At 71.6% G+C, this 12,401-nt stretch carries 9 protein-coding genes; 7 read left to right on the top strand and 2 right to left on the bottom strand.

The window, feature by feature from the left end; translation table 11 throughout:
- Positions 1 to 17 precede the first annotated feature (17 nt).
- On the bottom strand, positions 18 to 1,364 hold the full coding sequence (locus AAEP80_RS05995; protein WP_420366338.1) for a right-handed parallel beta-helix repeat-containing protein: 1,347 nt from the start codon (positions 1,362 to 1,364) through the stop codon (positions 18 to 20).
- Between the two features lie 227 nt (positions 1,365 to 1,591).
- Between AAEP80_RS05995 and AAEP80_RS05990 the strand changes: the two genes are divergently transcribed.
- The 7 genes from AAEP80_RS05990 (at position 1,592) to AAEP80_RS05960 (ending at position 10,980) form a co-directional block, all read left to right on the top strand.
- The gene (locus AAEP80_RS05990; RefSeq protein ID WP_420366337.1) at positions 1,592 to 3,457 is read left to right on the top strand and encodes a hypothetical protein; all 1,866 of its coding nucleotides are present in this window, start codon (positions 1,592 to 1,594) and stop codon (positions 3,455 to 3,457) included.
- An 85-nt stretch (positions 3,458 to 3,542) separates the two neighbouring features.
- Positions 3,543 to 4,979, top strand: coding sequence for a hypothetical protein (locus AAEP80_RS05985; RefSeq protein ID WP_420366336.1), 1,437 nt, complete (start codon positions 3,543 to 3,545; stop codon positions 4,977 to 4,979).
- A 101-nt stretch (positions 4,980 to 5,080) separates the two neighbouring features.
- Complete coding sequence (locus AAEP80_RS05980; protein ID WP_420366335.1) at positions 5,081 to 6,457, top strand: polysaccharide biosynthesis tyrosine autokinase; 1,377 nt, start codon at positions 5,081 to 5,083, stop codon at positions 6,455 to 6,457.
- Positions 6,454 to 7,044: a sugar transferase gene (locus AAEP80_RS05975; RefSeq protein WP_420366334.1), complete on the top strand. Its 591-nt coding sequence runs from the start codon at positions 6,454 to 6,456 to the stop codon at positions 7,042 to 7,044. Before AAEP80_RS05980 ends, AAEP80_RS05975 begins: the two co-directional genes overlap by 4 nt.
- On the top strand, positions 7,044 to 8,345 hold the full coding sequence (locus tag AAEP80_RS05970; RefSeq protein WP_420366333.1) for a glycosyltransferase family 4 protein: 1,302 nt from the start codon (positions 7,044 to 7,046) through the stop codon (positions 8,343 to 8,345). The genes AAEP80_RS05975 and AAEP80_RS05970 overlap by 1 nt, the downstream gene beginning before the upstream one ends.
- Positions 8,342 to 9,457 (top strand): glycosyltransferase family 4 protein, encoded by a 1,116-nt coding sequence (locus AAEP80_RS05965; protein ID WP_420366332.1) that lies wholly within the window; start codon positions 8,342 to 8,344, stop codon positions 9,455 to 9,457. The genes AAEP80_RS05970 and AAEP80_RS05965 overlap by 4 nt, the downstream gene beginning before the upstream one ends.
- A complete protein-coding gene (locus tag AAEP80_RS05960; protein ID WP_420366331.1) occupies positions 9,442 to 10,980 on the top strand; it encodes a hypothetical protein in 1,539 nt (512 codons plus the stop codon). Before AAEP80_RS05965 ends, AAEP80_RS05960 begins: the two co-directional genes overlap by 16 nt.
- Here the strand turns inward: AAEP80_RS05960 and AAEP80_RS05955 are convergent.
- Positions 10,965 to 12,365, bottom strand: coding sequence for a right-handed parallel beta-helix repeat-containing protein (locus tag AAEP80_RS05955; protein ID WP_420366330.1), 1,401 nt, complete (start codon positions 12,363 to 12,365; stop codon positions 10,965 to 10,967). The two genes, AAEP80_RS05960 and AAEP80_RS05955, sit on opposite strands and share 16 nt — an antisense overlap.
- Positions 12,366 to 12,401 lie beyond the last annotated feature (36 nt).

The following is a 12,401-nucleotide window of genomic DNA, read 5'->3' as shown; positions in this document are numbered from 1 at the left end:
GACCGGCGCGGAACCGGTCATCGTGTGATGTGGGCACCCCCGTCCGACTCGTGGACGGTCGCCCCGCTGAACGTGTTCCCGCTGACCACGAAGCGGTTGGTCCGATCGCCGAACCGCAACCCGACGCGCACTCGTGGCTCCGTCCGGTCCACGCGGTTACCCGTGATCCTGCCGTCGTTCGCGGCGGACCGGACGTCGATGGCGACCGCGTCGCCGGAGACACCGGTGATCCGGTTCCCGCGAACCGTGAGGGCGGCGTTCGAGTGCTCGACCGCGATCGCGTCGTCGACGCTCGACACGATGGTGTTGTCCGCGACGGTGAGCCCGCGCGTCAGCTTCACCAGGATCCCGCCCGCGTCGGTGCCGCCGGCCCCGGTGACGGTGTTGCCCGTGACGGACCCCGTTGCCCGCGGTGCAGTCGACCCGACCGTGGTGCCGGCTCCACTGACGACGATCCCCGACCCGGCAGCCAGGGCACCGGTCCGGGTGACGCGGTTGCCGGCGATCACGAGGCCGGTCGGTGCGACGTCCGTGGTGCCACGGTCGGTCGCCGACTTGCTCGGGACCGCCGCGATCCCGACCCGGCATCCGCTGACGACGTTGTCCCGGATCTCGATCCGGTCACCCGCGTGGGTGTCGATCCCCTCCCACGCCGGGACGCCGCTGACGCGGTTGCGCAGGACCCGGACACCCGACGACCGCCGGGTGACCGCAGTGCCGGCCGTCGCGTCCCTGGTCACCGTGATGCCGTAGGAGTTCACCTCGTCCGCACGCTGCCGGACGTCCGAGACCACACTGTCCTGCACCACGGAGTCCGTCACACCGAGCAGGAGCACCCCCGCGTACCCCACCCTGGCGACGGACACGCGCTCGACGACGACGCGGTCCGCGTACTCCACGTGGACGCCGTCGCGCGGGACGTCGCGCAGGTGTCCGCCCGAGATCCGGACGTCGGACAGGGGCGTCGATCGCTTGCCGCGCACGGTGATCGCGTTCGACCGGCCGCCGCTGGGAGCTCCGACCCCGGTGATCTCCGGTGCGACGATCCGGACGTCGGACGCACGCACGACGACGGCGTCCTGGTCCGCGGTCATCCGGATCGCCCCCGCGCCGGTGAACCGGATCGTGACGGCGCGCACGACCGTCAGCGACGTCGATCGTTCGAAGGGCTCGCTGATGGTCAGCGTCCCGCCGACCGGGAGCGCGTCGAGCGTGGCCTGCAGCGCATCCGGAGCACCCGTCTCCCCGTCCGCACTCCCACCGCGGCCCCACGTCGCGACCACCGCGGCGGCGGCGACGCCGACGACGCCCGCCACGCCCCCGATGACGACCGAACGACGCGTCGGCGAGTGCGGTCCATCCATGGCGACCCCTTTCCTCGGATATCAGAATACTCGCGCACTCAACCATGAGGAGGGCATTCCCGAATGGTCTATATTACGCGAATAAATGCATTTGTGAATGTTACATTTCACACCCACAGGTTCGCCTGTATCTGATATCTTCCGTGTCACTCTTCAATTCGACAGAAAGGGCAGCAATGCCGAAGTCGCAATGCACGGGCCGGACGAAACGGACCCTCGGTGCGAGCGTGCTCGTACTCACCACGGTGACCGCGAGCCTCACCAGCACCAACGCCTGGGCAGCATCGACCCTCGACGACGCCCAGGTCGTCGGCCCGCTCGTGACGGAGACGTCGTCGTTCGAAGGGGCGCTCGCCTTCAGCGCACCGTCCGCGGGACGCGCCGGTCAACCGGTCCCCGCGAACCGTGCCGCGACCCTGGCTCAGGCACGGGCTGCCGCAGCCAGCTGGTTCGTCCCCGCGGCCGGATCGACGTCGACCGTCCGCCCCCAGTCCGATCCGGGACTCTGCCTGACCGCCGAGAGCCGGTCCGTCACGAATTCGTCCCCGGTCACGCTCGAGGACTGTGTCGCCGGCGACCCGGCACAGCTCTTCACACAGGCGGCCAACACGGGATCGAACAACCCGATCGGCACCGGCATCAAGTCGACGTACAACGACGGCTACCTCGGGCTGTTCAACAAGGACGACGTGATGCGACTCCAGTCCCGGACGGTCGCCGACCGCGTCCCGACGATCGACGAGTTCGTCTCCGGCTTCACGGCCCAGGTCGACGGCGTCGACGTCCTCACGCGGACGGCGCGCATCTCGGGAACGGGCACCGCCGGTGCGAGGATCCTGGTGAACGGCGGTGCACCGGTGTGGGTCGACCAGAACGGCCGCTGGTCGACCTCCGTCGGATCCCTGGCCTTCGGTCCCAACGAGATCGGACTCGAGCAGTACGAGGGCGTCACGAAGACGGGCGAGGCAACGCTCACCGCGGAGCTGACGGCCGATGCCCTGACCTTCGACACCACCTTCCCCGCCGACGTCGACGCCGCCGTCCGCGCGTCCGGGACGGCGCATCCGGGCGCACGCGTGTCGCTCTTCCGTCCAGACGGTCAGCAGATCGGCGCGTCGGTCATCGCCGACGCCGTGACGGGCGCCTGGGCGACGACGATTCCGGCTCCGGACGCAGGCGGCCGGTACGCGGTGACGGCTGCACAGTTCCTCGACGGGCTCCGGGACACGGTGCACGACGTGACCAGGTCCGTGGACTACGGCTCTCCGGTGAGCATCACCACTCCGGAGGACGGCGCGACACACACTGGCGGAGCGCTCCACATGGAGGGCAGGGGCGAACCGGGCTCCCGGATCGAGGTCCACGACGTCACCGATGGTGACACCGTCATCGGGCGGAGCCAGGACGGCGTCCTGCCGAACGAACGCTGGACCGTGGACACCACGGCGCTCGACCGTTCCGAGCACGTCCTCCGGGTCGTGCAGCACTCCAGGGGCGCGAACACCACCATCGCCGAGGTGACGGTGAACCCGGGCTCGACGAGCAAGCTCGCGCCGATCACCCTCGACCGGCCGGACACCGTGACGCCTGGCGTGACGAACACCTTCTCCGGTCGGGGCGAGCCGGACGCCTCGTACGAGGTCCTGAACGTGTCCGACACGCCGCTGGTGCCGGGCAGGCTGACCATCGACCCGGACGGCAACTGGACGTTCGACCGGGTGATCTCGTCCGGCGCGACCGAGTTCCGGTTCAAGATCCGGCAGAGCAAGGGCGACGTCACGGAGACCTCCGAGTTGTTCGTGCTCCGCGCGAACCAGGGCTTCGACCCGGTCACGCTCGACACGCGGTCGGTGCGGCCCGGAGAGGTGAACACCTTCACCGGCAGCGGACCGAAGGGCGCGACGTTCGAGGTGCTCAACGCTTCCGGGAACGCGATCGTGCCGGGACGCCACGAGATCGGCGGAGACGGTACGTGGTCGTTCGACCGGATGGTGTCGGCCGGGCAGCTCGACTTCAAGTTCAAGCTCCGCATCACCATCGACGGGGCGACCTACACCACGTCGCTCTTCACGGTGTCGGCGAACACCCGCTGACCCGGACTGACCGGCGGGGCCGTCGAACCCACGGCGACGGCCCCGCCCACCGCCCACCATCCGATCTCCATCGAGGAGGAACCACATGACCAAGCACCGCCGTCGGAGCATCGCCGCCGCCACGACCGCCGCGCTGCTCGCCGTCGGCACGCTCACCGCGGGGGCGTCCACGACAGCGACACCAGATGCGGTCCCCCGCATCGGCCAGGAAGCACCCATCACGCCGAACACGACGGTGAGCGCGCCGCGGGACGTCCGCGTGGATGCCGAGGAGAACGGCATGTACATCTTCGCGACGCCGGTCTGCAACTTGGCCAAGTCGTGCAGTTCCTGGGTCAAGATCCCGAGCGTCGGCATCGAGCGCAAAGAGGTCGACACCAGGTACGGCATCCTCGTGCCCTGGCCGTCGTCCTGGCGCGAAGGCGAGACGATCTCGTCCGGGTACGTGCACTCCTACGCGCGCGACATCTTCGGCATCGGCTGGTACAGCAAGACGACCACGTCGCTCGGCGCGATCACGCGTCCGTACGCGGTCCGCCCGATCACCGCGCGGGTGACGGGTCAGGACGACTCCGCGCGTTCGGCGTCGGTCACCGGCACCGCGACGCCGAACGCGTCCATCCGGAGGAACAACACCGTGGTGGCGACCGCGAACGCGAGCGGCACCTGGAGCGCCGTCATCGGCGGGCTCAGCACCGGCAAGAACACACTGACGTTCCAGCAGTACGTCGACAACGACTACCGGAACCAGACCTCCGTCGACGTGACGTTCGCACCGAAGCAGCTGCTCACGGGCATCACCGGGACGACGACGACGCTGCCGGCCGGATCGACCACCACGGTGTTCGGACACCTCCGTGCCACCGCGGAGTTCGCCACCCCGGGATCGGACGCCAGGGTCACGTTCACCGCGCCGGACGACACCACCTTCCCGCGAGCGCTCACGACGGTCCGCGGCCAGCAGCGTCCGGCATCGGGTGGCGACTGGACGGACTTCCCCGCTGACAACCTCGTCGACGGCTCGGTCTCGGCCGACGGTCGATCGGTCACCTTCCGGTGGGCGCCGGGCAACGCCGGCTGGAAGCTCACCGCGGGACAAGAGGTCCGGTTCGGTGTCCCGGTGCAGAACCCGGGCAACGCCGCCGACACTGGCGAGCTGCGGATGTCCGTCACCGGCTCCGCTCCGCAGGGCTCGCTCGCAGCATCGGCGACGACGCCAGTGCAGATCGAAGCAGGCACCCTCTCGCCGGTCACCCGGACCGGTCCGGACACGGTTTCTCCCGGGACGACGAACACCTTCACCGGGACCGCGACGCCGGGAGCCACGTACCAGGTCGTGGACGCCACGGGCGAGGTCATCGTCCCCGGTGGCCCGTTCGACGTCGACGACCGCGGCAACTGGTCGTTCACCGCCGAGGTCCCCGTCGGAGCCACGGACTACGCGTTCGCGATCCGGCAGACCGCGTTCGGCCAGACCGAGACGTCGCAGCTCTTCCGGGTGCCCGCCGACACCCGGAACTGAGACGGCGGCCGGGCGAGGAGACGCCCGCAGGCAACAGGACGTCTCCTCGCCCGGCACCCGTGGCCACAGAACCGACCGAGTCCAGAGACCGGGGACCCCGCATGAACCACTTCGTCGTCGCACGAGCCCTCCTCTCCGGATGGTGGATCGTGCTCGCCGTCTCGATCGTCGGCGGCGGCGTCGCGCTCCTGGTGACGAGCACGACACCGCCCACGTTCCGCGCGTCGACGTCGTACTACGTCTCGGTGGCGGGGCAGGAGAGCGCCTCCGCTGGTGAGATCGCCCAGGGGTCCACCGCCGCGCAGCAGAAGATCAAGTCGTACACGGTGCTGGCGTCGTCACCGCGGGTCCTCGAGCAGGTGATCGCCGCGCTGCGGCTCGACACGACCCCCGCGGCGCTCGGGCGCCGTGTGACCTCCGTGGTGAGCACCGGGACGGTGATCATCGAGATCTCGGTCACCGACGGCGATGCCCGGGCCGCCGCGCGCATCGCCGCCGCAACGGGTCGGGTCCTCGCAGAGGTCGTCTCCGAGATCGAGCCGAGGACCGCTTCCGGAGAACCGTCCGTCCGTCTCGAACGCGTGTCGGAGGCATCGGTCCCGACCGCACCGATCGCACCGAGGACGTCCGCGGACCTCGCGCTCGGGTTCGCCGCCGGACTGGCATCCGGGACCGGCCTCGCCCTCCTCCGCGCCGCTGCCGACACGCGCGTCCGGTCCGCAGAGGACATCGACGCCGACGTCCCGCTGATCGGTGAGATCGGCATGGATCCAGAGGCTTCCCGGCAGCCGCTGATCGCCCGCGACGAGGGCACGACCCCCCGGGCGGAGGCGTTCCGCAGCCTCCGCACCAACCTGCAGTTCCTGCGGACCGGCGGAGTCTCCACGATCGCCGTCACGAGCCCGCGTCCTGCCGAGGGCAAGACCACCACGACCCTGAACCTCGCGATCGCCCTGGCCCAGAGCGACGTCCGCACCGTGGTCGTCGACGCGGACCTCCGACGCCCGAACGTCGCGAGCACCCTGGACCTCGAGGGCGCCGTCGGCCTCACCGACCTGCTCGTCGGCCGTGCCGAACTCGACGACGTCCTGCAGGAATGGGGGTTCGACGCGTTCAGCGTGCTCCCCGCGGGGACGATCCCGCCGAACCCGAGCGAACTCATCGGCTCGGCGGCGATGGAACAGGTCATCGCGGACCTCACCGAGCGGTTCGACGTCGTGCTCGTGGACACACCGCCGGTCCTGGCGGTGACCGACGCAGCGCTCGTCAGCACACTCGTCTCCACCACACTCCTCGTCGCTGCCGCCGGTCAGACCAAGCGCTCGGACGTCCGGCTCGCTGTCACCGCGCTGACCCGCGTCGGCGAGCGTGTCGACGGCGTCGTCCTGACGAAGTCGCGACGACCGGTGGCCGACGGCTACTACGCACGCCCCGGTACCACCACGTCCGCGCCGGTCGCCTTGAGGAGCACATCGTGAAGCGCGCGCTCGATGCGATCGGGGCGGCGCTCGCCCTCATCGGCCTGTCCCCTTTGCTCATCGGGCTCGCGGTGCTCGTCGCGGTGCGCCTCGGCCGCCCCGTGCTCTTCCGCCAGGACCGGCCCGGACTGCACGGCACGACGTTCACCATCGTCAAGTTCCGCACCATGCTCGAACCAGCAGCAGTCGCCGGCGCGGTCGATGACGCCGATCGCCTCACCCCCTTCGGTCGCTGGCTCCGCTCGACGAGCCTCGACGAGCTGCCGAGCCTCTGGAACGTGCTCGTCGGCGAGATGAGCTTCGTGGGGCCGCGACCGAGCCTCTGCCGATACCTCGACCTCTACACACCCGAGCAGCACCGGCGACACGACGTCCGCCCCGGCCTCACGGGGCTCGCGCAGGTCCGTGGTCGCAACGCGCTGCCGTGGCCGGAGCGGCTGCGATCGGACCTCGAGTACGTGGACACCAGGTCGCTCGCCCTCGACGCCCGCATCCTGCTTCGGACGGTCGGGGTCGTGCTCCGCCGCGAGGGCATCACGACGCCGGGTCACGCGACGAGCGAGGCGTTCACCGGGACGAGCACGTGATGCCCGGGCAGCGCGTCGTGTGGATCGTCAACCACTACGCCCACCACCACGAGCGGGACGGTCGCGCCACTCGTCACCAGCTGCTCGCGGAGCACCTCGGCGACCACGGCTGGCGCACCGTCGTCGTCGCCGCCGGCACCGACCACCCCACCGGACGCGCACACATGCGACGGGGCCGCCTCCGCGAGCGATGGGCCGGCGCCGGCTACGAGTTCTGCTGGCTCCGCGGTGTCGACCACCGTGGCACCGGGCTCCGGCGTACCACCAGGCGCCTCGCCGACATCGTGTCCTTCACGCTCCTGCTCCTCGTCCCCGGCACGCTCCGTGGCCTCCCCCGACCGGACGTCGTGGTCGGGAGCTCGTTCCACCCGCTCGCTGCCTGGGCCGCGTCGCTCCTGGCCGCCCGGTTCCGCGTGCCGTTCGTGTTCGAGCCCCGCGACCTGTGGCCGGAGTCCGCGATCGGGCTCGCCGGGCTCGCTGAACGCCATCCGCTCGTCCGGGTGCTCCGGTCGGTCGAACGGCGCACCGTCGACCGTGCCGCGCACCTCGTGTCGCCCCTCGACGGCGTCGGCAGGTACTACGCCGAGCGCGGCCAGCCCAGGCCGTTCACGTGGGTACCGAACGGCGTGCGGACCGCCGAAAACGACGTCGACGTCGACGAGACCAGCACAGCCGACGAGACCAGCGGAGCCGGCGCACCCGACGCCGATGGGTCCGCTCCGTTCACGATCGCGTACATCGGGTCGATGGGCCCGGCGAACGCCCTCGAGACCCTCCTCGACGCCTTCGTCCTCGCAACGGGCCGTGCCGGCGCCGCCGGCGGACCGCAGCTCCGACTCCGCATGGTCGGGGACGGCGCCGACGTGGGCGCACTCCGGGAACGCGTGTCGAGCCTCCCGTCCGCCCCGGACGTGATCTGGGACGGACGCGTGCCGCAGGACCAGGCCCGCCGCATCGGCCAGCAGGCCGACTGCCTCGCCGTCACGATGCACGACCTGCCGCTCTACCGGTACGGGGTCTCGATGAACAAGCAGTACGAGTACATGCTCGCCGGGCGGCCGCTGCTGGTCGCGGCTCCGGTGCCTCTGGCACCGGTCGCCGCGGCGCGCTGCGGGCTGCAGGTCGCCCCTGACGACCCGGCCGCGCTCGCGGAGGGCATGCTCGCACTCGCCGCCATGCCGGCTCCGGACCGCGACGCCATGGGCGCGCGCGGCCGCGCGCACGTCCTCCGCGACAACGACTACCGCACGCTCGCCAGCCGGTACGCCGGCGCGCTCGACGCTGCGGCGAGCGCCGCATGACGCCGGACATCGTGCACGTCTCGAGCGCCCATCCGTGGGTGGACAACCGCGTGCACCTCCGCGAAGCCGCTGCGGCGGCGGATGCCGGGTACCGCGTGCGGTTGATCGCGGTCGACTGCGCCCTCGACGCTCCGCTCACCGCCGTGGAGGTCGTCCGGATCCCGCGCCGCCGCCGTCTCCGACGGATGCTCGTCTCCACGACGCAGGCGCTCGCGCTGGCGCTGCGGTCGCGGGCGCGGCTCGTCCACCTCCACGACCCGGAGCTCATCTGGACCATCCCCGTGCTCCGCGCCGCCGGCCGGATCGTCGTGTACGACGCGCACGAGGACCTGCCCGACCAGATCTGGGGCAAGGACTACCTGTCGTACCGGCAGCGGGCGGTCCTCTCCGCCCTGTCGCACGGTCTGCTCCGGCTCGCCGGCACCGCGGACCGGGTCGTCACGGCGACCGAGTGGACGGGCCGCCGGTTCCCGGCGGCGCGGCGGATCGCGATCCACAACTACCCGTTGCGGCGCGCGGCCGACGACGGGCAGACCGGACTGGAGGCTCGGCCCACCGTGGTCGCGCACGTCGGCGTCCTGAGTCACGACCGTGGGATCGACGTGGTCGCGGCCGTCCCCGGCCAGCCGGACTTCCCGCCGGGCTGGCGGATCGAACTCGTGGGGGCGATCGACGCCGCCACCGACACGACGGCGCTCCGTGACGCCGAGTCGAGCGGCCGGCTCCGCCACGGCGGGGTCGTCGGCCCGATGCAGGCGCGCGACCTGCTGCTCGGCGCGCGGATCGGCGTCATCCCCTTCCGGCGGACGCCCGTCACGGACCAGATCTTCCCGACGAAGCTGTTCGAGTACCTCGCGGCGGGCCTCGCGGTGATCGCGACGGACACCCCGCTGTTGCGCATGCTGCTCGATGGCTCCGACTGCGTCACCTTCGTGCCGCCGGACGACCCCGCCGCGATCGCCGGTGCCGTGCGCCGCTATGCCGAAGACCCGGGCCTGCTGCTCAGGCACGGCGCGGAGGCGCGGCGAGCGGCGCAGCGGTTCCGGTGGCACCGTGAGGCTGCTCGCCTCGTCGCGATGTACGACGAGCTCCTGCCGTGCGTGCGTCGCTGACGGCGGCAGAGCGATCGCTCCTCGTCGCGCTGCTCCGCCGAGTGGTCGTGGTGTGCGCCACGGTCGCGGTGCTCGGCGTCACGACCGACTGGATCGCGGCGAACCTGGTGGCGCCGCTCTTCTCCTACAACGGGTTCACGCACGTCGACGCATCGTGGCAGGTCCGAGTGGTGGTGACCGCCCTGACCGCGGCCGTCGCCCTGGCGCTGCCCGCCGTCGTGCGCAGGCCGTCGCACGTGGTGCTCTGGACGATCTTCGTGGTGTGCGTCGCACCGACCATGCTGATGAGCCCCTCGACCGGGTACCTGCCGACCGACACCGCCCTCGCGCTGAGCGCCGCGGTCGGGGTGTCGTTCGCGCTGGTCTGCATCGCGACGCCGCGAGCACCGGCCCCACCGGCGGTGGGCGGCGTCGACCGGATCCCGTTCGGGGCGCGTGGCATCGACCGCGGGGCGCTGACCTGGACGGTGTGCGGCGTGTACTCGGCGGCGACCTACGGCGTGATGGTCGCGACCGTCGGGCTGCAGGTCCGCTTCCTCGCGCTCGACGACATCTACGACGTGCGCGCCGAGTACGCAGCGGACGTCGGCACGGGCGGGACGCTCGGCTACCTGCTCACCGGGCAGGCGTACGTGATCAACCCGCTCGTGCTCGCCCGCGGACTCGCACGACGGCGGCCGAGCCTGGTCGCCGCTGCGGTCGTCGGGCAGTTCCTGCTGTACTCGAGCACCGGGTTCAAGGCCGTACTGTTCTCGTTCGTCGCCGTGCTCGGCATGGCCGTCCTCTTCCGGGGTCGGTCCGCGCGCGGATCGACCCCGCTCCTGGTCGCACCGATCGTCATCATGATCGTGTCCGCCGTCGCCGACGAGGTCCAGGGCGGGATCACGTGGACGTCGGTGTTCACGCGACGGTTCATGCTCACGCCCGGGCTCCTCAGTTCGGTGTACGTGCAGTACTTCTCGGACAACCCCGTCGCCGAGTACGGGTACTCGTTCCTCCGGGCCTGGGTGGACTACCCGTACGACCTGCCGCCACCGAAGCGCATCGCGGCCTTCCTCGTGCCGGGGTCGACGGGGTACGCGAACGCCAATCTGTTCGCCGACGGGTTCGCGAACCTCGGGTGGGCGGGCATCCCGGTGGCGGCGGCAGCGCTGCTGCTGTGGCTCCGGGGGCTCGACCTCGCCGCCCGGGGACTGCCGCTCCGGGTGGCGGCGATGGCGGTCGTGATGCCGAGCATCATGCTGAGCAACACGTCGATCTTCACGGCGATGCTCTCGCACGGGCTGCTCGTCGGGACGATCGTGCTCGCGATCGCCCCGCGGAGCGGGTGGGACCGCGCGGACGGGACCGCCTGCGCCACCGAGGCCGGCCGCGCGGACGGGGTCGGGCGCGCGCCCGGGGTCGGGCGCGCGCCCGGGGTCGGGCGCGCGCACGGGGTTGGGCGCGCGCCCGGGGCCACCGGGGCCGCGCCGGTCGGGCGTCCGGACGTCGCTCCGTCGGTGGCGCCTCACTCCTCTCGGTAGCGCGTCACCGCCCCGGCCGTCGCCACGACGGGCGTCGTCGTGGCCCGCCAGTCGTTCGCGACCAGCACCACGTCGTTGTCGGCCTGCCGGCACTGCACGCCGTACACCGGCGGCGCGGTCGCACCAGCGGTGTAGCGGTTGTCGAGCAGGACGACCGTGTTCGCCGTCGCCCGGACGTCGACGGCGACCGACGTGGCGGTCCCCTGCGGTCGGAGGCCGGCCACCACGTTGCCGATCAGCGTGAGGTCCTCGTTGGAGTGGTAGAGCGAGACACCCCGACGGACACCGTCGGTGCACCGGTTGTGCGCGAGCACGACGCCGCGGGTCAGGTAGACGAGGATCCCCGCGTCACGATCACCGTCGCCGTACCCGGTCACGGTGTTCCGGAGCAGGATCCCGGTCGCGCGCTCCGCGGCCGACCCCACGGTCTCGCCCGCACCGCGCACGATGATGCCCGAGCCCGGCCCCTGCGTCGAGCGGGAGACGACGTTGTCCACCACCGAGCAGTCGAGCGGCGCGTACTTCGTCGCCGACGCGTCGGATTCGTCCTTCGACGGCACCACGGCGATTCCGACCCGGCAGTCCTCGACACGGTTCCGGACGATCGCGATGGACGAGCCGCCGTGTGTGTCGATGCCCTCCCAGTGCGGGACGTCCGAGACGTGGTTGTCGGCGATCAGGATCCGGCTGCTCCGCGGGGAGTCGTCGAGTCCTGTCGTCGTGGCGCGGACCGCCTCGATGCCGTACGAGTTCGGGTACGGCGCCGGCTGGGTCACACGACGGATGCGGTTCCCGGTGACGGAACCCCGGACGCACGAGAACATGAGTACCCCGGCGTACCCGACGTCCGCGATGTCGCAGTCGTCGACCACGAAGCCCTCGCAGTGTTCGAGCAGGACACCGTCGTGCGGGAACCCGTGGACACGTGCACGCGTGACGTGCACGTCCCGCAGGGGTGCCTTCGCCGTGCCCGTCGCGCGGACGCCCCGACCGAGCCCCGAGTGCTCCGCACCGGGACCGTCGAGCACGGCGTCGACGACGCGTACCAGGCTCGACCGGATGTGCACGAGGTCGATGTCCCGGTCCGTGGCAACGGATCCCCCGGCGAACCGGAGCGTCAGCGGCTGGTCCACGACCAGTGGTTCCGCGAGCGTCCACCGACGCGTCACGTCGACGACGGCGTGCGGGCGGGCCTGGTCGAGGACGTCCTGCAGCCGTGTCGCGTCGATGTCCGAGGCGGACCGTGACGCCGACGTCGGCGCGGGCGGCACGGACGCAGCCCGGGCGGAGGGCGTGCGTCCGATCAGCACCGCGCCGGGAGCCGCTGCCGCGCCGAACAGCGCCGCGCGACGGGTCAGGGTACGGGCGGCGTCATCGATGCGCATCGTCGGACCCCGTCCGTCCGTCGCACCGGGCCGTGC

Origin of the sequence: Curtobacterium sp. L3-7 (genome assembly GCF_048756585.1) — a bacterium.
Lineage (GTDB): Bacteria > Actinomycetota > Actinomycetes > Actinomycetales > Microbacteriaceae > Curtobacterium.
Note: the sequence above shows the minus strand (reverse complement) of the source record. Positions and strands in the feature narration are given on the sequence as shown.

Coding starts and splice junctions, on each gene's coding strand:
- AAEP80_RS05985 (WP_420366336.1), top strand. CDS start 3,543: ATGACCAAGCACCGCCGTCGGAGCATCGCCGCCGCCACGACCGCCGCG.
- AAEP80_RS05980 (WP_420366335.1), top strand. CDS start 5,081: ATGAACCACTTCGTCGTCGCACGAGCCCTCCTCTCCGGATGGTGGATC.
- AAEP80_RS05955 (WP_420366330.1), bottom strand. CDS start 12,365: ATGCGCATCGATGACGCCGCCCGTACCCTGACCCGTCGCGCGGCGCTG.
- AAEP80_RS05965 (WP_420366332.1), top strand. CDS start 8,342: ATGACGCCGGACATCGTGCACGTCTCGAGCGCCCATCCGTGGGTGGAC.
- AAEP80_RS05995 (WP_420366338.1), bottom strand. CDS start 1,364: ATGGATGGACCGCACTCGCCGACGCGTCGTTCGGTCGTCATCGGGGGC.
- AAEP80_RS05970 (WP_420366333.1), top strand. CDS start 7,044: ATGCCCGGGCAGCGCGTCGTGTGGATCGTCAACCACTACGCCCACCAC.